The sequence below is a fragment of the Mesorhizobium maamorense genome (assembly GCF_044998965.1).
In the GTDB taxonomy this organism is placed as follows: domain Bacteria; phylum Pseudomonadota; class Alphaproteobacteria; order Rhizobiales; family Rhizobiaceae; genus Mesorhizobium.
Genome location: NZ_CP173356.1, coordinates 5633723 through 5656482, shown reverse-complemented (window position 1 = coordinate 5656482; position 22760 = coordinate 5633723). Strand labels below are relative to the sequence as shown.

Annotated in this window: 19 protein-coding genes and 2 pseudogenes; 11 read left to right on the top strand and 10 right to left on the bottom strand. The window is 65.2% G+C overall.

From position 1 onward, the window contains the following. The first annotated feature begins 109 nt into the window (after window positions 1-109). From ACIU1A_RS28330 to msrA, 3 genes are all read left to right on the top strand, one after another. Window positions 110-814: a DUF1223 domain-containing protein gene (locus ACIU1A_RS28330; protein WP_404925814.1), complete on the top strand. Its 705-nt coding sequence runs from the start codon at window positions 110-112 to the stop codon at window positions 812-814. A gap of 120 nt (window positions 815-934) precedes the next feature. Continuing rightward, window positions 935-1213, top strand: coding sequence for a hypothetical protein (locus ACIU1A_RS28325; protein ID WP_140628472.1), 279 nt, complete (start codon window positions 935-937; stop codon window positions 1211-1213). 133 nt (window positions 1214-1346) lie between these two features. Continuing rightward, window positions 1347-2072 carry a peptide-methionine (S)-S-oxide reductase MsrA gene (gene msrA, locus ACIU1A_RS28320; protein WP_404925813.1) on the top strand — a complete coding sequence of 242 codons (726 nt, stop codon included), beginning with the start codon at window positions 1347-1349 and terminating at the stop codon, window positions 2070-2072. Window positions 2073-2167: 95 nt separating this feature from the next. On the opposite strand, the gene ACIU1A_RS28315 is transcribed toward msrA, so the two are convergent. From ACIU1A_RS28315 to ACIU1A_RS28305, 3 genes are all read right to left on the bottom strand, one after another. After that, window positions 2168-4780 (bottom strand): mechanosensitive ion channel family protein, encoded by a 2613-nt coding sequence (locus ACIU1A_RS28315; protein WP_404925812.1) that lies wholly within the window; start codon window positions 4778-4780, stop codon window positions 2168-2170. Between the two features lie 141 nt (window positions 4781-4921). Then, window positions 4922-5926 (bottom strand): cytochrome d ubiquinol oxidase subunit II, encoded by a 1005-nt coding sequence (locus ACIU1A_RS28310; protein WP_404925811.1) that lies wholly within the window; start codon window positions 5924-5926, stop codon window positions 4922-4924. A gap of 11 nt (window positions 5927-5937) precedes the next feature. Further along, on the bottom strand, window positions 5938-7299 hold the full coding sequence (locus ACIU1A_RS28305; RefSeq protein ID WP_140625287.1) for a cytochrome ubiquinol oxidase subunit I: 1362 nt from the start codon (window positions 7297-7299) through the stop codon (window positions 5938-5940). Between the two features lie 202 nt (window positions 7300-7501). Here ACIU1A_RS28305 and ACIU1A_RS28300 point away from each other — a divergent pair, with 202 nt between their 5' ends. Further along, on the top strand, window positions 7502-8428 hold the full coding sequence (locus ACIU1A_RS28300) for an ABC transporter ATP-binding protein (RefSeq protein WP_140563799.1): 927 nt from the start codon (window positions 7502-7504) through the stop codon (window positions 8426-8428). Continuing rightward, window positions 8425-9186, top strand: coding sequence for an ABC transporter permease (locus ACIU1A_RS28295; protein WP_140491741.1), 762 nt, complete (start codon window positions 8425-8427; stop codon window positions 9184-9186). Before ACIU1A_RS28300 ends, ACIU1A_RS28295 begins: the two co-directional genes overlap by 4 nt. A gap of 31 nt (window positions 9187-9217) precedes the next feature. Here the strand turns inward: ACIU1A_RS28295 and ACIU1A_RS28290 are convergent, their stop codons facing one another. After that, window positions 9218-10255, bottom strand: a complete 1038-nt coding sequence (locus ACIU1A_RS28290) for a phosphatidylglycerol lysyltransferase domain-containing protein (RefSeq protein ID WP_140739025.1) — start codon at window positions 10253-10255, stop codon at window positions 9218-9220. Window positions 10256-10585: 330 nt separating this feature from the next. Here ACIU1A_RS28290 and ACIU1A_RS28285 point away from each other — a divergent pair, with 330 nt between their 5' ends. Then, on the top strand, window positions 10586-11767 hold the full coding sequence (locus ACIU1A_RS28285) for a flavin-containing monooxygenase (RefSeq protein WP_404925810.1): 1182 nt from the start codon (window positions 10586-10588) through the stop codon (window positions 11765-11767). 59 nt (window positions 11768-11826) lie between these two features. Here ACIU1A_RS28285 and ACIU1A_RS28280 read toward each other — a convergent pair whose 3' ends face one another. Beyond that, window positions 11827-13830: a PhoX family protein gene (locus ACIU1A_RS28280; RefSeq protein WP_404925809.1), complete on the bottom strand. Its 2004-nt coding sequence runs from the start codon at window positions 13828-13830 to the stop codon at window positions 11827-11829. Between the two features lie 331 nt (window positions 13831-14161). Between ACIU1A_RS28280 and ACIU1A_RS28275 the strand changes: the two genes are divergently transcribed. Continuing rightward, window positions 14162-14632: a hypothetical protein gene (locus ACIU1A_RS28275; protein ID WP_404925808.1), complete on the top strand. Its 471-nt coding sequence runs from the start codon at window positions 14162-14164 to the stop codon at window positions 14630-14632. A 187-nt stretch (window positions 14633-14819) separates the two neighbouring features. Here the strand turns inward: ACIU1A_RS28275 and ACIU1A_RS28270 are convergent, their stop codons facing one another. Both ACIU1A_RS28270 and ACIU1A_RS28265 read right to left on the bottom strand, forming a co-directional pair. After that, entirely contained in the window at window positions 14820-15476 is a 657-nt protein-coding gene (locus ACIU1A_RS28270; protein ID WP_140491751.1) for a response regulator transcription factor, read from the bottom strand. After that, a complete protein-coding gene (locus ACIU1A_RS28265; RefSeq protein WP_140491753.1) occupies window positions 15473-16864 on the bottom strand; it encodes a sensor histidine kinase in 1392 nt (463 codons plus the stop codon). The genes ACIU1A_RS28270 and ACIU1A_RS28265 overlap by 4 nt, the downstream gene beginning before the upstream one ends. 159 nt (window positions 16865-17023) lie before the next feature. Between ACIU1A_RS28265 and ACIU1A_RS28260 the strand changes: the two genes are divergently transcribed. The 4 genes and pseudogenes from ACIU1A_RS28260 (at window position 17024) to ACIU1A_RS28245 (ending at window position 20463) form a co-directional block, all read left to right on the top strand. Then, window positions 17024-17362, top strand: a complete 339-nt coding sequence (locus ACIU1A_RS28260; RefSeq protein WP_140493450.1) for a hypothetical protein — start codon at window positions 17024-17026, stop codon at window positions 17360-17362. 31 nt (window positions 17363-17393) lie between these two features. Continuing rightward, window positions 17394-18095, top strand: coding sequence for a phosphatase PAP2 family protein (locus ACIU1A_RS28255; RefSeq protein WP_404925807.1), 702 nt, complete (start codon window positions 17394-17396; stop codon window positions 18093-18095). Between the two features lie 290 nt (window positions 18096-18385). Next, window positions 18386-18664, top strand: a complete 279-nt coding sequence (locus tag ACIU1A_RS28250) for a helix-turn-helix domain-containing protein (protein ID WP_140491757.1) — start codon at window positions 18386-18388, stop codon at window positions 18662-18664. Between the two features lie 66 nt (window positions 18665-18730). After that, window positions 18731-20463: pseudogene (locus ACIU1A_RS28245) on the top strand (SulP family inorganic anion transporter). A gap of 40 nt (window positions 20464-20503) precedes the next feature. Here ACIU1A_RS28245 and ACIU1A_RS28240 read toward each other — a convergent pair. From ACIU1A_RS28240 to ACIU1A_RS28230, 3 genes and pseudogenes are all read right to left on the bottom strand, one after another. Continuing rightward, a complete protein-coding gene (locus ACIU1A_RS28240) occupies window positions 20504-21109 on the bottom strand; it encodes a DNA-3-methyladenine glycosylase (protein ID WP_404925806.1) in 606 nt (201 codons plus the stop codon). Window positions 21110-21343: 234 nt separating this feature from the next. Then, a complete protein-coding gene (locus ACIU1A_RS28235) occupies window positions 21344-22282 on the bottom strand; it encodes a CHAD domain-containing protein (protein ID WP_404925805.1) in 939 nt (312 codons plus the stop codon). Beyond that, window positions 22279-22751: pseudogene (locus tag ACIU1A_RS28230) on the bottom strand (CYTH domain-containing protein). Before ACIU1A_RS28230 ends, ACIU1A_RS28235 begins: the two are co-directional and overlap by 4 nt. Window positions 22752-22760: the final 9 nt, after the last annotated feature.

Below are 22760 nucleotides of genomic sequence, written 5' to 3'. Positions count from 1 at the left end.
CCGACCAACCTTCATCACAAACCGGTGAGCGCTGTAACGAAGCGATAGTTGGCAACGAAGTGGGGGCATGAGCGGCGCATCGCGGCGCCGTCGCCCACGGAGCAATCCCATGTCGCAAGCCAAACGCAGCAGGTTCCTCGCAGTGTCCAGCCTGGGCGCGCTTGCGCTCGCGGCGTCGCTCGGTGCGGCCGCGGCGCAGCCGCTTACCGTTGTCGAGCTGTTCACCAGCCAGGGCTGTTCGTCCTGCCCGCCGGCCAATGCCAATCTGATCAAGGTCAAGGACCAGCCTGGCGTGCTGGCGCTGTCCTTCAACGTCACCTACTGGGACTATCTCGGCTGGAAGGACATTTTCGGCCGGCAGGAGTTCACGCAACGCCAGGTGAGCTACGAGCCGCCGCTCGGCCGTGACGGGCCGTTCACGCCGCAGGTGGTGGTCAACGGCCATGCCGACGCGGTCGGCGCCGCGCCCGGCGAGATCGAGCGGCTGATTGCGGCGAGCGGCCGCATCAAGGGACCGTCGCTGTCGCTCGATAGCGGCAAGGCCAGCATCGGCGCGGGGAGCGTGCCGGGCGGCAAGGCCGACATCTGGTTGGTGCGCTATGCCAGGGGCGTCGTCGAGGTGCCCGTGGCGCGCGGCGAGAACACCGGCCGCACCTTGCCGCACGGCAATGTCGTGCATGCGCTGAAAAAGCTCGGCAGCTGGACCGGAGAGGCCACGACGCTCGACGTGCCGGCGGCCGCCGATGGCCTCAGCACCGCCGTGCTGGTGCAGTCGCCCGGCGGCGGGCCGATCCTGGCCGCCGCCGCCGATTAGCTTACCTCCGGGAACTTCCCGTTTGCGGGGAGAGACCATCAGAAATTGCGCAACGCCGCGCCTGCGGCGCCGCAACAGCCGGCCGCCGCGAGGGCGCGCCACCCAACCAAGGAGACCATCATGACCGTTCTTTCCCGCCTGACGCTGCCGGCGCTTGCGCTCGCTTTGTGCTCGACGGCATTGCTGGCCGGCGGCATCGCCCGTGCCGACGAGGCCACCAACGCCATGAAACCCGCCGCCGACGCGATGAAACCGGCAACCGATGCGATGAAGCCGGCCGACCCGATGGCCACCAATGCCATGAAGCCCGCCGCCGATGCTATGAAACCGGCGGACGCCATGAAGCCGGCGGTCGACGCGATGAAGCCGGCGACGGATGCGATGAAGCCTGCCAACTAGGTCAAGCCGCGGCGGAGAGTTAGGCACCCGCTGGGGCCGCACGAGAATGTGAGCCTCCGCCGCAACTCGCGCATCGCGCCGGCTCCGCTAATTCAATAGACTGGACCCTATGCAAGCCATGAGGAGTGCAACCATGACCGACATCAAGAACCGTTCGAGCGGCCTCGTCCGCGGCGCGCTCGCGGCCCTCGCGCTCGCCGTGGCGGGCGCCGCCTTCTGGCTCACCCCAGCGGTTTCGGCGGAAGATGCCGTGGTGATCCCGCCACCGGCGCTGGATGAAAAGGCCGCGGGCGGCAGCGAGACGGCAGTGTTCGCCGGCGGCTGCTTCTGGGGCGTGCAGGGCGTGTTCCAGCACGTCAAGGGCGTCACCAAGGCGGTCTCGGGCTATACCGGCGGCGCCAAGGACGACGCCGTCTACGAGACGGTCGGCACCGGCCGCACCGGCCATGCCGAATCCGTCGAGATCACCTACGACCCCTCCAAAGTCACCTATGGCCAGCTGCTGCAGGTGTATTTCTCGGTCGCCCACAATCCGACCCAGCTCAACTATCAGGGGCCCGACTCCGGCACGCAGTACCGCTCGACGATCTTCGCCGAGAACGACGCGCAGAAGAAGATCGCGCAGAGCTACATCGCCCAGCTCGACCAGGCCAAGCTGTTTTCCAAGCCCATCGTCACCACGATCGAAACCGGCAAGACCTTCTACCCGGCCGAGGAGTACCACCAGGACTTCCTGACGCTCAACCCGACCTATCCCTACATCGTCTACAACGACCTGCCCAAGGTGGCGAATTTGAAGACGCTGTTCCCGCAGCTTTACAGCGACAAGCCGGTGCTGGTGCTGTCGGCGAGCAATTGAGGTTCAGAACTGGAGGCGCCGGCGGGAAGCGCCTCTCCTGCTGCCCTGCCGGCCAGAGGGGGCGCGAGGGATCGCGGCCTCTCCTGCGAAGAAGGTTACACCCTCTTCCGCCACGGCAGGCTCCAGCGCGCCTTCTCCAGCGAGGCCTTGGCTTCGACCGTGGCCGGGGCGGCCTGGGCTTCGCGGTACTGCACCGAGCCCGGCGGCGGATAGGGCAGGCTGTCGTTGAGCTCCAGCCTGTCGAGCTGGCTGAAATCGGGGAAAGGCAGTTTTTCCTCCTCGCGCCAGGCGCTGACCCGCTTTTCCGCGGCGATGCGCTTTTCCTGGTCGAGCGGCAGGTCGGCGGCGCTGTATTCCAACTGCGCCGGGAAGGCGAACTGGGCGCCGGCCTCGTCCATCACCGCGATCATCGACAGCAATATGTCCTCGCGGATGGCGAGAAACTCCGAGCCATCCGCGGTCGTGATGTAGGTGAAGACCTCGATGTCGAGTGAATAGGGGCCGAAGCCGACGAAGCGCACGCGGCACGGGTCGTCGATGACGCGCGGATGAGCGATCAGGAGCTTGCGCAGCGCCGCCAGCGTGTAGCGCAGCTGGTCGGGCGTCGTCTCGTAGCGCAATTGCAGCGTGGTGGCGAAGCGGGTGCGGTCGCGATGGGCGTAGTTCTCGATCTGCATGCCGGCGAAGTCGGAATTGGGCACCGAGATCACCGTGCGGTCGACCGAGCGGATGCGGGTCGAGCGCATGCCGATATGCTCGATGGTGCCGGACTGGTTGCCGAACTTGCAGAAGTCACCGACGCTGACCGGCCGGTCGGCATAGAGCGTCAGGCCGGAAAGAAAATTCTGCAGCGTCGGCTGCGCCGCCAGCGCCACCGCCAGGCCGCCAATGCCGAGGCCGGCCAGCACGCCCTGATAGGGGATCGCCAGCACCTCCGCCAGGAGCAGGAAGGCGACCACCAGGGCGGCGATGCGCGCCACGCCGGTCAGCAGCGAGATCAGCGTCTCGTGGTAGCCGGGCACGTTGAAGGTGGCGCGGTAGCGCTCGGCGATCTTGCCGATCAGGTGCCAGACGACGGGAACCGCGCCGATCAGGATCAGGCTCCAGGCCGCCGCCTTGGCGGATGCCGCGATCACCTGCGGCAAGCCGAGCGGCCGCAGCGCAAACAGCAGGAATAGGCCGAGGAAGATCGAGCGCACCGCCCATTCGACGACCCGGAAGAAGCCGGCCCGCCCGGAACTCCTGCCGCGGCGGGCGAAGAACACGATCACCGCGTTGGCAAGGAAGCCGAAGGCGATGCCGGCAAGCCCGGCAATGCCGAGCCCCAGCCATTGCCAGCGTTCGATCGGCCCGGCGCGGGTCAAAAGGGCAGGGCTGATCTCACGGGCAAGGCCCCTGGTGGCGAAGAAGGGATCGTTGCTGGCGAAGGCGGTGAATTCCGGCGCCACCGGCGCATCCTCGATATCGGCATAGAGCGTGCGGATGTTGGCCAGCGTTTCCGGCGTGAATTTCCACAGCTTGCCGCCTTTCTCAGTCCCCACCGGAGCGACGACGATGTTGCCGGCCGGGTGCTCGAAATACACATAGGGCGTGTTGCTTTGGGGATCGTCGGGAATTTCCTGCCAGTAGACGTAGCCGATGCGGTCGATGACTTTCTTGAGATAGCTCTCGAGCAGAACCGCCTCGTCGGACCGCACCGCCGGATTGTAACCGCGCATGTCGAGCGCCGTTTGCGTCGAACCGCCATTCTGGTCGGCGATGCCGCCGAGCAGCATCTTGAACGTGTCGCGCGGCGAGGCGAGCTTGGCCGGATCGTCGACCATGTCGGGGGCTTCGCCACGCGCCGCCTGGAACTCGGCGAGCTTGGCCTGCAGCACGGCGAGCTGCGGCCCGACGATGAACCATTCGCCGGCCTTGCGGCGGAAGGTGACGTCGAAGAAAACCTTGCTGCCATATTGCAGCAGCCTGGCTGTCACCTCGTCGCCGGGGATCGCATCATGCGGCAGGTTCCACAGGCGCAAGGTGGCGTTGTCGATCACCGAAAACAGGAGCTTGGTGTAATCGGGCATGTTGAGGCCGCCGCGATCGGCCTCCGTGACGTCGACGAGGCCGGCCGCCAGCGCGGCAAGGCCCATGCCGCCGCCGGTGGCGCGCGGCACATTGTCGGCGCCGCTCTCGTTCATGGTCTGCAGGAATGAGCGCATCGTCGTCATCGGGCTGGTCTGGTCGACCTTGAGGGTCTCGGCGGCGTCGACGCGCACGCCCGTCCACCATTCGGCGGTGGCGGATTCGAAACGGCCCATGAAGCTCGCGCCGTCCGGCGCCATGACGAAGCTGAACTCGCCCTGGCGACTGCCCTCGAACCAACGGCCGAACAGCTTTTCGCCTTCGGCCTTGGCTTCGATGCGGCCGCCATACAGGGGATAGACGCCCTTCACCTCGGCGCCGTCCTGCTCGAAGGTGATCTGGGCGCCGCCGCCGCGCCATTTGGTGTCCCAGACACCGGCCCAGTTGGCCGTCTGCTGGGCATAAGCGGGCTGAATGACAGGCAGCAGGCCGGCCAGCACAAGCGCGGCGATCAGCGTGACCAGGCGGATCAGGACCAGAGCAACCCCAGGAAAGCGGCGTAGCGGTTTTCCCGGGAAAAGCGCGTAGCGCTGCCGCGCCTGCGGATCGTGTTCTATCGAGGCAACCGGGACACCGCGCATTGCATTGCCCTTCTTCTCGGACCGCTGCCATCAGGCCGCAGCATGTCGCGGAAGGTTATTCCGCGTGAAGATGAATATTGTCTTTCCGGCAGGCGACAGGCGGCAGGCGGAGGCGATGATTTCGCGCCGTCGCCTGGCCCTTCAATCGTAGGTCAGGTCCCTCGCCTTGCCGCCGAACACGCGGTAGGCATAGAAGGAATAGACGATGATGATCGGCAGCACGACCACGGTGCCGGCCAGGATGATGGCCAGGCTTTCGGGTGCGGAAGCCGCCTGCCAGATGGTCAGCCTGTCGGGCACCACGAACGGATAGAACGACCAGGCGAGCCCGGCGAAGCCCAGCGCGAATATGGCTGCCAAGGTCAGGAACGGCGTCAGCGAATGGCGGTCGTCGGGCCTGGGCAGATGAGAGGTCTGCCGCCACAGCCCCAGGAACAGCAGCGCCGACACGATCGGCAGCGGCGACAGATAGAGCATTTCGGGCAGGACGAACCATTTGGCGAAGATGCGCGGGCTGGCGAAGGGCGTGGCCAGCGACACGGCAGCCATGCCGAGCGCGGTCAGCACCAATGTGGTGCGCAGCCAGCGCACCGCCTTCTTCTGCAAGTCGCCTTCGGCCTTGTAGATGACCCAGGCCGCCCCCATCGCGGCGTAGGCCGCCGCCAGGCAGAACGCCACCAGCACGCCGAACGCCATGCCCCCCAGGCCGAAGTCGAGGCCAAGCACATAGACGCCCAGCATATAGCCTTGCGCCAGTGAGGCGATGAGCGAGCCGAGAAAGAAGATGCGGTTCCAGCGATGCTTGCGCTCCGTCGCCACCTTGGCGCGGAAGTCGAAGGCCACGCCGCGCAGGATGAGGCCGACCAGAAGCACGAACACCGGGATATAGAGCGCGCTGAGGATGACGCCATGCGCCATCGGAAAGGCGACCAGCAGAAGGCCGACGGCCAGCACCAGCCAGGTCTCGTTGGCATCCCAGAACGGGCCGATGGCGGCGATCATGGTGTCCTGCTCGGCGTCCTCGGCCGCCGCGAACAGGATGCCGATGCCGAGATCGAAGCCGTCGAGAATGACGTAGATCAGGATGGCGAGGCCCATCAGGCCGGCGAAGATGAGGGGGAGCAGGGTCGGCCAGTCATAGGTCATTTCTCTCTCTCCTACTCGCCAGCCGCGGGCTGCGACATCGGCTTGTTGAGCACGCCCGGCAGCGGCGAGGTGTCGCCGTCCTTGGCCGCCTTCAGCGCCAGGTGGACCAGAACGCCGAGATAGGCGATCAGCAACAGCACGTAGAGAGCGAGATAGACGGCCAGCGTCAGCGCCACATGGCTGCCGGTCACCGGGCCGACGGCGTCGGCGGTCCTCAGCACGCCCGTCACCAGCCAGGGCTGGCGGCCGATCTCCGTCGTATACCAGCCGGCGAGCGTCGCCACCCAACCGGAGATGGTCATCGGCACCATGAGCAGCGCCAGCGGCCTCGGCAAGCCATGACGGCGCTTGAGGAAGAAGGCGGCCGACCAGGAGACGGCGAGCATCAACAGGCCCGTGCCGACCATGACGCGAAAACCCCAGAACACCGGGAAGACGGGCGGATGATTGCCGGGATAGTCGTTGAGTCCCGGTACCACGCCCCTGGCACTGTGCCGCAGGATCCAGCTCGCCCCGTCGGGAATGGTCACCTCGAACCTGTTTTCCCTGGCCGCTTCATCCGGAATGGCAAACAGCACCAGCGGCACGTTGGGGCCGGTGTTCCAGTTGGCCTCCATGGCGGCGATCTTCTGCGGCTGGTGCTCGAGCGTGTTCAGGCCGTGCTGGTCGCCGGCAAGGATCTGGATGGGGATGAGGATGGCGGCGGTGAAGACGCCGGTGCGCAACGCCTTCCACATCGATTCCGAGCGGTCGCCCTTGAGGTAGCGCAGCGCCGACAGGCCGGCGATGAGGAACGATACCGTAAGCCCGGAGGCGAGCAGCATATGGACGAGACGGTAGGGCATGGAGGGGTTGAAGAGGATCGCCCACCAGTCGACGGCGTGGGCGACGCCGTCGCGCATCTCGAAGCCGACCGGCGTCTGCATCCACGAGTTCAGCGCGATGATCCAGAAGGCCGACACGGTGGTGCCGCCGGCGACCAGCACGGTCGCCAGCGTGTGGATGCGGTTGGAAACGCGGCGGAAGCCGAACAGCATGATGCCGAGGAAGGCCGCCTCGAGGAAGAAGGCGGTGAGGATTTCGTAGGCCAGCAGCGGCCCGGCGATGTTGCCGACCGTTTCCATGTAGCCCGGCCAGTTGGTGCCGAACTGGAAGCTCATGGTGACGCCGGAAACCACGCCCATGGCGAAGGACAGCGCGAACACCTTCACCCAGGTGAAATAGGCTCGCATCCAGGCCGAATCATTGGTCGCGTTGTAGCGCAGCTTGAAGAAAAGCAGCACCCAGCCGAGTGCGATGGTGATGGCTGGAAACAGAATATGAAACGAAATATTCGCACCGAACTGGATGCGCGAAAGGATGAGCGGGTCCATGGCGGGCTCCGGCTGCTTCTAATAAGCGGAGAATAGGCTTGTAGGGCCGGCCGGTCAAAGCGGCGTCCCGCCGCGAGGCGGAACGCCGCAGCGCCATGCGGCGGCAATGTCGAGAACTGTCAGCAACGGCATTGACTTGCGGTTGCATGCGGCGACATTCGTCCTATATCTGGGGTCCTCTTTCAAGCAGCCGTTTTCAGCCATGCAGCCTGTCATCTCCATTTCCGGGGTCACCAAGACCTACGCCACCGGCTTCAAGGCGCTGAAGGAAATCAATCTCGATATCGAGCGCGGCGAGATCTTCGCGCTGCTTGGCCCCAACGGCGCCGGCAAGACGACGCTGATTTCGATCGTCTGCGGCATCGTCAACCGTTCGTCGGGCAGCGTCACGGTGGACGGCCACGACATCACTAAGGACTATCGCGCCGCGCGCGGCCTGATCGGGCTAGTGCCGCAGGAGCTGACCATCGACGCCTTCGAGAGCGTCTGGGCGACGGTCAACTACAGCCGCGGCCTGTTCGGCAAGCCGGCAAACCATGCCTTTGTCGAGAAGGTGCTGCGCGACCTGTCGCTGTGGGACAAGAAGGACGCCAAGGCGATCACGCTTTCGGGCGGCATGAAGCGGCGGCTGATGATCGCCAAGGCGCTGTCGCATGAACCGCGCGTGCTGTTCCTCGACGAGCCGACGGCCGGCGTCGACGTCGAACTGCGCCAGGACATGTGGGCGATGGTGCGGCGGCTGCGCGAGGACGGCGTCACCATCATCCTCACCACCCACTATATCGAGGAAGCCGAGGCGATGGCCGACCGCGTCGGCGTCATCAACCGCGGCGAGATCATCCTGGTCGAGGGCAAGGCCGAACTGATGCGCAAGCTCGGCCGCAAGCGCCTGGTGATGGAACTGCGCAGCCCGCTCGGCGCCATTCCGGACGCCTTCTCGCACTACGCCCTGGAATTGTCGCCGGATGGCGGGCAGATCACCTACACCTATGACAACCAGAGCGACCGGCCCGGTGTGGCGTCGCTGATCCGCGATCTCGAGGCCGCCGACATCCAGTTCCGCGACCTGGACACGCAGAACAGTTCGCTGGAGGAGATCTTCGTCAATCTTCTGAGGCAAGAGCCATGAACCTGCGCGCGGTATGGGCGATCTACCGGGTGGAGATGGCGCGCGCGCTGCGCACCGTCTTGCAGAGCATCGTCTCGCCCGTGCTGTCGACGTCGCTGTATTTCGTCGTCTTCGGCTCGGCCATCGGCTCGCGCATCACCGAGATCGACGGCATCAGCTACGGCGCCTTCATCGTGCCCGGGCTGATCATGCTGTCGCTTTTGACGCAGTCGATCTCCAACGCCTCCTTCGCCATCTACTTCCCGAAATTCGTCGGCTCGATCTACGAGCTGTTGTCGGCTCCGGTCTCCTATCTCGAGATCGTCCTCGCCTATGTCGGGGGCGCCGCCACCAAGTCGATCATCCTCGGCCTGATCATTCTGGCGACGGCCTCGCTGTTCGTGCCGCTCTCGATCCAGCATCCGTTCTGGATGCTGGCCTTCCTGGTGCTGACGGCGGTGACCTTCAGCCTGTTCGGCTTCATCATCGGAATCTGGGCCAGGAGCTTCGAGCAGTTGCAACTGGTGCCGCTGCTGATCATCACGCCGCTGACCTTCCTCGGTGGCAGCTTCTATTCCATCAACATGCTGCCGGGCGCCTGGCGCACGGTGACGCTGTTCAATCCGGTCGTCTATCTGATCAGCGGCTTCCGCTGGAGCTTTTTCGGAAAATCGGACGTTTCGGTCGGCATCAGCCTCGGCATGACCGTGGTTTTTCTGCTGATCTGCGTGGCGACCGTCGCCTGGATATTCAGGACCGGCTACCGGCTGAGGAATTGAGGGGCGAAGCCACGCTGAGCCGCGGTCAGAGCTAGATCGCCTTCACCAGCCGCAGCAGGCCCAGCATCTCGACATAGGTTCCCTTGCGGAAGGCGACGTAGACCGGCTCCTCGATGCCGTGGAAACGGCGCTTGAACGCCGCCTGCCCCTGCAGGTTGAAGCGGCGGCGGTTGACCCAGGGCGAATCATAGGCGCGCTGGAAGGCGTTGCGCCAGAAATCGCTTTCGGCGAATCCGCTGGGGCCGACGTCGACCAGCGGCGACAGCCCGAGCGTGACGACCGAAATGCCTTCCTCGCGAAAGCGGTCGACGGCGAATTTGGTCAGGCCGACCTCGGCATGCGGCGAGGCGTCGATGTGCTTGCGCTTGAAGGCTGTGGTGTAGCCGATGACCTTGCCGCCGCGAAACAGCGGATCGAAGTCGAGCAGGGCGACCAGTTCGCCATCGGGGCCGTGCAGCACGAAGCGGCGCATGTCGAGGCCCACATGATCGGCGAAGTGCCGGTTGAGGAAGCCCATTTCCCAACGCTTGACGATGCGGTCGCCGCGCCAGTTCGCCGAAAGCCGGGAGATCTCGTCGAGAAAGATCGTCCGCTTGTCCTCGGCGAACGAAAAGCCCTTCTTCAACAGCCAGCGCTCGGAGTAGCGCACGGTTTCGTTGCGCTTGCCGGAAAAATCGTGTTCGGGCAGCGGCAGACGGGTGTCGATGCCCAGCCGGTTGACCTTGTAGCCGAGCCCGGCCAGCACCCGCGCCGACTGTTCGCCGATCTGCACGAACCAGGGGCTGCCGGCGGTCTCGACGAAGCGCCTGATGTAGTCGGCCCGATGGGCCGGATCGGCGACCGGGTCACCGAGCGCGAAATGATGCTTCATCTTGGTGCCGAAAGCGATGTAGCCGTCGGCGTCGCCGAAATAGGAGAGCCTGCCTTGCACGGCGGAGGAGTAGGCGAGCGAGAAGTCGCCGTGGCGGCGCACCAGCGCCAGCCGTTCGGCATGGGTGAACGCCTGGCGCTCGACCTTTGGCGAGGCACGCTCGAGGATTTTGTCGAGATAGATCCGCAAGGAGGGCATGGGTCGAGATTCCGCGTGCATCTGCGGCGCGCACCCGGGTACGCTATACGCCGTGGCGCCTTGATTTTGCACAGGAAGCCGAAAAAAGCGTTTCGAGGACTTCGGATTCCTGTACCGGTAACAGAGATCCGCCAGCCCCCGGATCTCGAATCAATCACATTGCCGCGACCTGATTATCGCCGATCTCGCGTATATGCCATATAGGACGCAACCGCGGTGCGGCGCATGGCCTCGAAATCCGGGGCCGATCTGCTGTATGGATCATGCGCGGGAGGGCGTTCTGCCGGTGTCGGCGGAAGCGCCACAAGGTGGAATGGGGTTCGTGAGCGAATGGCAGATACGACAATCAGACCGGCAGCGCACCAGACGGTAACCATCGAACCGGCGATCGTCATCGGCGCCGGCGCCGCCGGTCTCGCGGCAGCGCAGGCGCTGGTCAAGGCCGGCGTGGCGACGGCGATCCTGGAAAAGGAGAGCCGGTTGGCCGAGCCATGGCATCGGCGTCACCAGCAGCTGCGCCTCAATACTCACCGCGACCTTTCGGCACTTCCCGGCCTTGCCTATCCGAAGGGCACGCTCGCCTTCCCCCACAGAACCGCCGTCATCCGCTATCTGAACGATTTCAGCGAGGCGAACCGGCTGCCGGTGGAGCTCGGCGTCGCCGTCGAGGCGGTCCTGTTCAGGGGCGACCACTGGGCGATAGAGACCAGCGCCGGGATGCGCCTAGCGCGCCACGTCGTGATCGCCACCGGCCGCGACAGACAGCCGTTCATCCCCGACTGGAAAGGAATGCGGGATTTCGCCGGCCGCATCATCCATTCGGCGGATTTCGGCGACGCGAAGGACTATGCCGGCAAGAAGGTGCTGGTCGTCGGCGCCGGCAACTCGGGTATAGACGCGCTCAACCACCTGGCGCAGGCAAGCACCGCCTCGCTGTGGCTGTCGGCCCGCAACGGTCCGTCGGTCCTGCCCAAGCGCATCGGCAAGATTGCCGTGCACCGGCTGTCGCCGCTGATGGCGCGGTTGCCTTTGCGGGTCGCCGATGCGGTGATCGCCTTGACGCAGCGCCTGGTTTTCGGCGACCTGACGAAATTCGGCGTGCCGCCGGCACCGGTGGGCGGCGCCAGCCGCCTGACCACCGACTACACAGCGATCGCCGCCGACGAGGGCGCGATCGACGCCATCCGCTCGGGCAGGATCACCGTCGTGCCGGGGGTGCGAGAATTCACCCGCGACGGCGTCATCCTGGCCAACGGCAGCCTGATCGATCCCGACATCGTCATTGCCGCGACGGGCTACCGCACCGGGCTTGAGCAGATGGTCGGCAATCTCGGCGTGCTCGACGGCAAGGGCGTTCCGGTCTTCAACGGCGGCGATGCGGATCCGAAACTGCCTGGCCTCTGGTTCACCGGCATGCGGCCGAGCATCCGCGGCTGCTTCGCCAATGCCGCCATCCAGGCCAAGGCGATCGCCGAGCGGATTGCCCGGCGGATGGCCAATTCGGGCCCCTGAACCGGGCTGGAGGTTCGTTTTACGCGTCGGACGGAACCCCACTTTCCTGGAATTGCCCTCTAAATCGCGATCTTGCCGCCGCCTTGCCTGGTAATGGCGACGACCGCCGGCCGCACCGGCATGTCCGGCTTGAAATCGGGCCAGCGCGTCGACGGATCCTCATAATAGGACGGGCGGCCGAACGCCTCCCAATCCTCGCCGCCGTCGCCTGGATGCTGGACGGCGACGAAGGCGGTCTGATCGTCGGGCGCAAACAGCGGCCCGCACATTTCAGCGCCGATCGGCACGCGGAAAAACAGTTTTGACGTCGCGCGCGCCGGCCCTTCGGTGTCGACCGCCCACAGGCCGTCAGTGCGGCCGGTGGCCTTCGGCCCTTGGCCGTCGGTGGCGACCCACAGGCGCCCGGCCGAATCGACCGCGCAACTATCGGGCATGCCGAACCAGCCATTGGCCGTGGTGGCGGTGGAGAAGGTGGCGCCGACATCGGCAACCGCCGGATCGCCGCATTTCAGGAGCACTTCCCATTTGCCCCTGGTGCCGGCGAAATCGCCGCCATCTTCCGATATCTCGATGATGTGGCCGAAAGCGTTGTCGGCGCGCGGGTTGGCGGCGTCGACCTGGTCGGCCTTGCGCTTGGAATTGTTGGTCAGCATGACATAGACCTTGCCGTTGACACGATTGGGCTGGATGTCCTCGGGACGGTCCATCTTGGTGGCGCCGAGCAGGTCGGCCGCACGCCGCGTCTCGATCAACACGTCGGCCTGGCCGGCAAAGCCGTTCTCGGCCGTCAGCGGGCCCTGGCCGAAGACGATCGGCAGCCATTCCACCGTACCGTCCGCGGCGAATTTGGCGACATGCAGCGTGCCGTCGTCGAGCAGGTTCATGTTGGCGGCGCGGTCGTCCGGATCGAAACGGCCCGCGGTGACGAATTTGTAGACGTACTCGAAGCGCTCGTCGTCGCCGAGATAGAAGACGACGCGGCCATCCTTGGCGACGATCGATTCGGCGCCTTCATGCTTGAAGCGGCCCATTGCGGTGCGCTTCCTCGGCGTGGATGTCGGATCGTTGACGTCGACCTCGACGATCCAGCCGAAACGGTTGGGCTCGTTCGGCTCCTTGGCGAGGTCGAAACGATCGTAATGCGCGCCCCATTCATAGGCGCCTTCCGGAATGCCGAGGCGCTTGTAGTTGGCGGCTTCCTTATGGCCTGCCGGCAGTTCACCGGAGAAATAGCCGTGGATGTTCTCCTCGGCCATGACATAGGTGCCCCAAGGCGTGACGCCGCCGGCGCAGTTGTTGAATGTGCCGATGACCTTGGTGCCGGAGGGGTCGGCATTGGTCTTGGCGCGGCCATGGCCGGCGACCGGGCCCGACAGCGCCATTTCGGTGTTGGAGGTGATGCGGCGGTTCAACTTGCCGTCGCGCACCACCTGCCACTTGCCGCCTTCCTTGCGGATCTCGACGATGGTGCCGCCATGCGCCGCCATCTCGACATCGACCTGCTCCTTCGAGAGCGGCGCGAGTTCGGCCGCCTTCTTGCCATCCTTCTCGACGATCTTGACGATGCCCGGGAACATCAGATGCGGATTGGTGTATTCGTGGTTGACGACCAGCAGGCCATGATCGGCGGAGCCATCGATCCCGATATAGCCGACATAGTCATTGTTGTAGCCGAATTGTCTTGCCTGGGCATCAGCCGACTGCCTGACCGGGTCGAACTCCGGCGAATCGGCAAACAGCGGATCGCCCCAGCGCAACAGCACGTCGGCATCGTAGCCCGGCGCGACATGGTGCTTGTCGTCGATACCGGCTTCGAGTTCGTCGAACGAGAAAGCCGAACCCTCGGCGGCACGCGCATCGTCGGCGGCCACGAGCGCCAGCGGGCTGACGGTGGCGGCGATGGCCGAGACGGCCAGCGAGCCCTTGAGGAAGGCGCGGCGGGAGAACCGCTCGGCAATGATTTCGCCCATGGTGCTGTTTTCGGTGGGGTTGGTCGCCGGACCGTCGTTTTCCTCAAGCAGGCTGGTGCGGAATCGGGCGTCGGGCGAGCGATGGTCGGTCATGGTCTGCCTCTGGCTGGATGGCTGGAACGTGTCACGCGTTTCGACCCCTTATAGACGATCGGTCACACTTTCGTGACATTCGTGCACCCGCCAGCTTGACCGCGAACCTCGCGCCACATCCGGTTTGAAACTCGGACCAAGGTCCTAAACCGATCGGGGCGAAGGTCCGGATTGCCGCGGCATCGGTCGTGGGCCACTTACACGAACACGCCATGTCGCCGATGGTCGCGTACCTGCACGAGATGGCCTCTGAATTTTGCCGGTCCGATCAAGTGAGGGACTGATGCGCAGCTCGATCATGGCTCATTGTTGCTGGCTGGCCCTGAGAGCAGTGCCGGCACTGGCGCTGACCATAGCCCCCTATCACCTCGATTTTCACGGTTCCGCCGCAGGCATTGTCGCGTCCAGCGCCCAAGCCAAGCCTGGTGGGAACAGCGGCAATGGCGGTGGTGGCGGCAATGGCGGCAATGGCGGCAATGGAAATAACGGCGGCGGCAACAATGGCAACGCCGGAGGCAACAATGGCAACGCCGGAGGCAACAATGGCAACGCTGGCGGCAACGGGAACAATGGCGGCGGCAACAGTGGCAAGGGGAAGGGTGCCAACAGCTCCGGCAAGCATGTGAACGCAACAACCGGCGATCGTGTCGAAATAGACGACAACAAGATCGTGGTGCAGCACCCTAACGGCTTCGGGGAAGAGATCGAGAAGGGTCGCTTCAAAATGACCGACGCTCTGGGCCGCACGATCGTCGAGCGCCCTGCGACGGCGGCGGATATAAGCCGCCTCAAGGGGTTGTAGAGCGGGCAATAGGCATCGCCCGCTTTACGTGTCACCTCCGCCGCCCCCCGGCGGAGGTGACCTTGTCGCTCCGGCCCCGTATAGGGGCCGTCTTTTTTTGCCCTGGAGCGTCCGCTGCACCGCGCTTCAGGTTTTCATTTATGCGTGTCGTTATCCCAAACCGGGGATCCCTTGCGGGCGACCAGGATTAGCTGCCGGCCCGATCCCGCGCTTCGCGCATCAGCAGCGCCGCCTCGGTGCGATTGCGGACGTTGAGCTTGGACAGCACACCGGTCATGTGATGCTTGACCGTTTTTTCCTGCAGTGCCAGCCGCAGCGCCACTTCCTTGTTGCTCAGCCCTTCCGCCACCAGCTGCAGGATCTCGGCCTCGCGTCCGGTGAGCTGACGCAGGCGATCCGTCCTGCCGTTGGCCGGCTGCAGCGATTGCAGGTCCGAAAGCAGGCGGGCCGACAGGGTCGGCGACACATAGGTCTCGCCGGCCGCGACACCATGCAGGATTTCGGCCAGCATGCGCGAGCCGACCCCCTTCAGCACATAGCCGCGCACACCGGCGTTCAGCGCCCGCGCCACGTCGGCATTGGCCTCCGAGACCGTCAGCATGACGATCTTCTGTCCGGGATTGGCACCCAGTATGCCGGCCACCGACGCAAGGCCGTCACCCGGCATGCTGATGTCGAGCAGCAGTATGTCGGGCTGCAAAGTCGAGGCGATGCGTTCGGCATCCTGCGCAGTGGCGCCCTGGGCCACCATTTCGAAGCCGCCGATCTCCGACAGGCTGCGGGTAACGCCTTCGCGAAACAGCGGGTGGTCGTCGACAATGGCGACACGGATGGTACCGATCATGGTTGATCCTCGACGGCTAGCGTAATCATCAATCGTGTTCCCTGCGGCCCGGTCGTGGTCTCGAACTGGCCACCAATGCTTTCGATACGTTCCCTGATGCCGGCGAGCCCCAGGCCCTCGGCTCGCCTCGGGTCGAATCCGGGCCCGCCATCCGACACTTCAACGAAGAACTTGCCGCCTGTCATCCCGGCCTTCACCTCCTGATCCTTGCCCTGCCCATGACGATAGGCGTTGTTCAGCCCCTCCTGGACGAAGCGATAGATGCTGATCTTCTCCGAAGCGCCCAGTTCGGGCAACTGCCTGGATAGGGTCAGCGCCACGGAACTGCGGGTCCTGCGTTGATGCTCGTCGACGGCAAGACGCAGAATGTCGCCGGTCGCGGCCGTTTCTATCTGCGGCAGGACGAGGCCGTTGCAGATGCCGCGGATTTCACGCATCGCGTCGTCCAGCGCCATGCGGATCATGGCGATCTCGGCGTTGCGGCTGTCGCTGGAGGCACCCTCGCCGGAAATGGCGGGGCTGTCCACACGCAGCGCCGCCAGCGCGACGAGCTGAGCCGGCCCGTCATGAAGGTCGGCACCGATGCGACGCAGGTATCGTTCATTGAGCGCCGTGGCACGGCGCGACGCCTGCTGGACGCGCAGGCGCAGCGCCCGGTTTTGCGAGACCAGCGCCTGCAGCTCGGAGACCTGGCCCTGCAGAACGCCGCGCTGCTTGTCGATGGTGCGGCTGCCACGTATGACGATCCCCGACAACAGCAGCAGCGCCGTCAGCGTGGCGCCGGCCACGATCAGCCAGCTCGACAGCAAGGCGGAAGCCAGAGCCGCCTGGAAATCGTCGGCGATCTCGTAGAATTCGGTGACGGCGACCACCTCGCCCGACCAGGGTTCGCGGACTGGATTGTAGATTTCCAGCAGCGGCACGCCCGCGGCCCTCTCCTCCTTGTCGTCCTCGTCGCCTAGCTCGTTGAACTCGGCGACGACATTACCGGCGAAGGCGGCACGCAGGTTGGCGCTCGGGCCGAACTGCCGGCCGATCAAGGCCGTGTCCTTCGAATACAGCACCGTGCCGTCCCGACGCCACAACTTGAAGGAAAACAGCCGTTTGCCGAGCGCGCCTTGGCCGAGGGTCTCGTCAAGCGCCCGTTTGACGGCGTCATCGAGCTGATGGTTCGTGCGCAGATCGGGGAGCAGCGGAGCGATCACGCTGTCGACATAAAGGGCAGTCGTGGCCGCCGAATTGTGGAGCACGCTTTCGCGGATTTGCGCGGTGACCCAGAAGCCGACCACCAGCATCACCGCAAGCAGCCCGAAGCCGCCGGCAATGATGAACTGCAGCGCCAGCGTAAGCCCGTTCCAGCGCCGCGACAAGGTTTCGAGAAATCGCACGCCACGCTCCTCGCCCCCACCCGCAGGGGCAGGGTAGTGGCCGCGACTTTGGCGCTTCGGTCCTGCCGACACAAGAGCCTGGTCCCACGGCAGCTGCTTGACGTCCCGACGCGCTTGCGAAACAAGGCACGGACGACCGGCATCAATATCGAGGGCAGGGTGAGTTTTTCGGGGTTACTTCAGCTCGGTCTTTCGACCGTGATCTTTCTGCTGGCGGCGGCGGCCGCCAAGCAATGGGGGATGGCGCCCAGCCTGGGCAAGATCGTGCTGACGCTTGCGCTCTATTCGCTGGGCAACCTGATCATGCTGCGGCTGATTCGCGAGTTCGGCATGTCGGTGTCGTTCAGCCTGTCGGCCGTCATCCAGCTGGTATCGGTCAATCTGGTGGCGCTGATATTCTTCGGCGAGCGCATCAATACGCTCCAGGCGGCCGGCATCGTGCTGGCGATTGCCGCCGTGGCGCTGATCACGCTCGGGCCCTATGTGCAAGGGCGATGACCGGCAAACCATGGTTGCGAAACGAGGTTCGATGAAGACTGCGGCAAAGGCTCTGCTGAGCCGGGTCGAATTCCCGGTGCTGCTGGCCGGCCTTGTCGTCGCCGCCGGCCTGTGGGGCTTCGTGGAGTTGGTGGAGGTGGCACGGGCCACCACGCCGCACGCCTTCGACGCTGAAATCATGCTTGCCTTCCGCCAGGCCGGCCAACCCGGTATCCCGATCGGCCCGCCATGGATGGAAAGGGCGATGCGCGACATCACCAGCCTCGGCAGCACCAGCGTGCTGGTGCTGATCACGGCGGCGACGATCATCTATCTGCTGTTGATCCGCAGGCCCGGGACCGCGCTTCTCATCTTCGTCGCCGTGGCGGGCGGCCAGATGCTGTCGAGCCTGCTGAAGCTCGGCGTCGACCGGCCGCGGCCCGAGCTCGTCTCGCATCTGGTCAACGAGACCTCGCTTTCCTTCCCGAGCGGCCACGCGATGCTTTCGGCGGTGACCTATCTCACATTGGGCTCGCTTGCGGCGCGCTTCCTGCAGGGCCGGACGACGAAGATCTATGTTCTGGCGCTCGCCGTGCTGACGACGGTGCTGGTCGGCATCAGCCGCATCTATCTCGGCGTCCACTGGCCGTCGGACGTGCTGGCCGGCTGGTGCGCGGGCTTTGCCTGGGCCATGCTGTGCTGGTTGGCGGCAAGGGTCCTGCAACGGCGCAGGGTGGTGCGTGACGACGTCTGACGACGCTCGACCGGGAAGCGGTCAGATCAGCCGGTTGATCAAGTGTCCGCAGCCCGTTAGCAGAAGGACCGCCGATACCAGGCATGCCGATGTCGTCAATGTCTTGAAAATGGTCAACCACGTTATCCCCTGCCCCAGATGGAACACCATAGCTCTCAATGCTCGGGAAGTATCCGAAAAATGCTCGATAGCGATGATGATCAAGGCTCAAGCGTACATCCTGATGCTTGAAACATCATAATGATCGTATTATACATCATATCCGCAGACTCAGACGGGGATCCCGGCCGATGATCACTGCCGCGCAGATGCGCGCCGCGAGGGCGCTGGCCGGCATCGATCAGAAGACGCTCGCCGAGCGCGCCGGCGTTTCGCTTCCCACCATCCAGCGCATGGAAGCGAGCGACGGCGTGGTCAGGGGTGTGGTCGATACGCTGATGAAGGTCATCCAGGCCCTCGACGAGGCCGGGGTGGAGCTGATCGGCGAGAATCAACCCAGTGAGCGCGGCGGCCGGGGCGTGCGCCTCAAGCCTGCCGTGCCGCCCAATCCGAAAGCTGAGCCGGCATAAGTCGCGACGGCGACCGCCGACAGTCCTGCCGACGATCCCGCCGCCTTTCAGGTGCGGAAGCAGTCCATGGACGAGATCGGGCAGACACTCAACGAAACCGCGCGCAAACCGACCCATGGGCCGGCAAAGCCGACTTTTTCCGAACTGTTCACTCCGAAACTGGTGACGGTCTGGCGCGAAGGCTACAGGCTCGAACATCTCAGGGCCGATGCCATTGCCGGGCTGACCGTCGCCATCGTCGCCTTGCCGCTGTCGATGGCAATCGCCATCGCATCAGGGGTGACGCCGGGGCGCGGGCTCTACACATCGATCATCGGCGGCTTCATCATCTCGGCGTTCGGCGGCAGCCGTTTCCAGATCGGCGGCCCCGCGGGCGCCTTCATCGTGCTGGTGGCGGCGACGGTCGCGCGGGTCGGCGTGGACGGGCTGTTGCTGGCGACGATGATGGCCGGCATCTTTCTCATCGCCATCGGGTACCTGCGGCTCGGCACCTACATAAAGTTCATTCCCTATCCGGTGACGGTCGGCTTTACCGCCGGTATCGCCGTCATCATCTTCTCGGGCCAGATCGTCGAACTGTTCGGGCTGAAGCTCGCCGGCAAGGAGCCAGGCCCGCTGGTGCCGAAGCTGACGGCGATCGGCGAGGCGGCCGGCACGATCAATCTCGCGGCGACCTTCGTGGCGGTGCTGACAATCGCAACCATCGCTTTCCTGAAGCGCTGGCGGCCGAAATGGCCGGCGATGTTGATCGCCATCGGTCTGGCGTCGCTCGCGGTGGCGCTGTTTGCGCTGCCGGCCGAGACGATCGGCACGCGCTTTGGCGGGATCCCGCGCAGCCTGCAATGGCCGGCGCTTCCCCCGTCAGCCTCGACAGGATGATCGACGTGCTGCCGGACGCCATCGCCTTCGCGTTGCTGGGCGCCATCGAATCCTTGCTGTCGGCCGTCGTCGCCGACGGCATGACCGGCCGCCGGCACCGTTCCAACTGCGAACTGGTGGCGCAAGGCTTCGCCAACATCGCCTCGGCCCTGTTCGGCGGCATCTGCACCACCGGCACCATTGCCCGTACCGCCACCAATGTGCGGGCCGGCGCGCACGGGCCGGTGTCGGGCATGATCCACTCCATGATCCTGCTCGTCCTGATGCTGGCGGCAGCGCCGCTCGCCAGCTACATCCCGCTCTCCGCCCTCGCCGGCGTGCTGGCGGTGGTGTGCTGGAACATGTTCGAGAAGCAGGCTTTCGCCACGCTGCTGCGCGCCTCGCGCGGCGATGCGCTGGTGCTGATGGCCACCTTCCTGATCGTGGTCTTCCGCGACTTGACCGAAGGCATCGTTGTCGGCTTCGCGCTGGGCTCGATCCTGTTCATCGACCGCATGGCGAAATCCATCGCCGTCGAGGCCGACCAGACGCTGGTGCCTGAGGACGTCGCCGACCGCGAGAGCGTCTATGATTCCAGGGACGCGACCGACGCCGACACCGTCGTCTACCGCATCTCCGGCGCATTCTTCTTCGGCGCCGCTTCGACCGTCGGCGCGGTGCTCGACCGCATCGCCGACCAGCGCAAGAACTTCATCCTCGACTGCTCGGCGGTGCCGTTCTTCGATTCGACCGCGGCCAATGTCATCGAGGGTGCGGCGCACAAGGCCAGGCGCGCCGGCGTGCGCTTTGTCATATCTGGCGCTTCGCCGCAGACAAGGCGCACGCTGATCAACCACGGCCTCAAGCGCCCGCTGGTGACCTACGCCGCCTCGATCCGGGCAGCGCAGGCGCAGTTGGAGGGGAAGAGGGCAGCGCAGTAGCTTGCATTCTTCTTCCTTTCAACGCGCCGGGAAGCACCTCTCATGGGTTGAGCGATCGTGAACCGCTGACAAACGGACTTCCCCGGACGTAAAATCGCAGCAGGCGGTCGGCATCCTTCGAAATGCCGATCCGAACGCTCTGCCCGATTTCGCCGGGGTCGCGGCCATCGCTTGCAAGCCATAGAGGGCCTTCCCGGCAAAGATCGAGCCCGTCGAGCGAACGGTCGATCCGCAACGCCATGGCGAGCCTTCCCGGTCCTCGCGCCAGGTCACGCAGGCGCTCGATGCCGCGATTGAGCCGCATGATCGGAATGCCGTCGAGCGGCTCGAGTGCCCTGATCAGGACGCCGGTTCCGATGCCGGGCATCTCGCTCGAGACATTCAGCATGTATGAGATGCCGTAGGCGAGATAGACATAGGCATGCCCGCGCTCGAGGAACAGCGAGCGATTGCGCGGGGTCATTCCCCTGAAGCCGTGCCCGGCAGCATCGCCGGCGACATACGCCTCGGTCTCGACGATGCGACCGCTGGCAATGCCTTCGGGCAATTCCCGGACCACGATCTTGCCGATGAGATAGCGCGCGAGAGCGGCCGTATCGTGCGGCAGGTCCGAGCGGGCGAGCGGGCGGCGGACGACCATCCTCATGGCGGCTGGTTTTAGATCCGCCCGGCCCATGTGGCAAAGACTCTCGTGAGTCCGCTCGGGATATCTGGCTTCTCAATCGAGCTTCAGCGCCGCGACTTCGCCCTCGTTCATCAGGGGGGCATAGAGGATCGACTTGCCGTCGGTGCGGATGTCGGTGCGCGAATGGAGGGTCAGCCCCTCCCGGCGAGCCATACACGGCCAATGCCGGCATGACCGGCGATGAATGCCGTTGCGTCACCTCGCCGCCAATTCCTCCGCGGGCGGAGCGCCGGCAAGATCGTCGCGCGCCTTGCGGGCCAGCTTCTTCGTCGAGCGCCTGGGACTGTCGCCGAACAGTTCGGCCGCCTCGGCAAGGCAGGACTTCCTCAGGCTCTTTTCGGAATGCTTCAGGAGTTTGCCAAGGAGTTTCGTATCCCCGGGCGGCCCAAGCGGCTCGCCGCCGGCCTCCAGCATCGCGCGCATGACGAAGACGTCGTGCAGTTCGCCGAGTTGCTCTGCGAGCTTGTCGACCGCCTTGCGACGAGCCTTGATTGGCGTCGGCCACAGGCGGCCGAGCAGCGACAGATGCATGCTGTGGGTCTTGGCCGCCTTGCGCAGGTCGTGGAAATCCTCGGCCCCGGCGCTCGAGGCCGCCTTGTCCAGTGCTTTGCGCGCGCGCCGCAATGTGGCGCGGGCGCCCTCCGCCAGAATGTCGGCGGCCTGCTCCGGCTGGTCCGGCAAGGACAGCCTGTCGACGCGTTCGAGGCCCTCCTGGCAGGCGGCGATGGCAGCTTTTATGGCCGCATCGAGACCGGCGCCGGCATGAAGCGCGTGCTGGCGCATCACCAGGCGATCGCGGGCGGGGCCAAGGCCGTCACCGGCGCTTTGCCCCGGAAAGGCGCCGGCCAGACGGTCGATCGTCTCGATCAAGGCGGTCGCCTCGCGCGGTCCGGCGAGCAGTGCCGAAACCTGCCTGTAACACTCATTCTCCGTGCGGCAGAACGTTTCGTCACCGGAACGGACCAGACGCAACAACGCGCGCACGCTCTTCAGTCGTTTGCGGCATTTGTGCAGTCCCTGCTCCGGCCTGTCACGCGCCGTGTCGAGATGAGCAAGCGCCTTGCCGATTTCCTCGGCCAGGATACGCCTGACCTCGCCGGTCAGCGGCAGGCGCGGATCGATGCGAAAGCTCATGCGGCGATCTCCGGAATCCCCCGAGGGCGAGCGACGCGTTGTAGAATTTCTGTTCGCCAGTCACTTCGCGGCCGAGCCAGTCTGGCAGCAGTTCATCCGGAACATCGTCCGGCGTCTCGAGTTCGGCCATCACAAGCCCCGCCAGCGCGCCGCCGAAGACATCGACTTCATAGAGATAGCCGCCATGCCTAACATGATGACGTGTCTTCTCGATGACACGCCCGATGGCGAAGCCGAGCATCTCCACGGCGTCGGCCAGCGGAATGGGATATTCGAATTCGTCGCGCTCGCGCGCCTTGCTGCCGAATTTGAGCGTCAGCCTGGCCGAGGCGCCGTCACTGATGCGCACGCGCACCGTGCGTCCCGGCGCGGCGGCGAGATAGAACTGGAGAATGCGGATGTCCGCCTCGACCAGATCCCGCCATGCCGTGCCGGAGACCAGGAACTTGCGCTCGACTTCCTTGCCCATGGCCGCGCA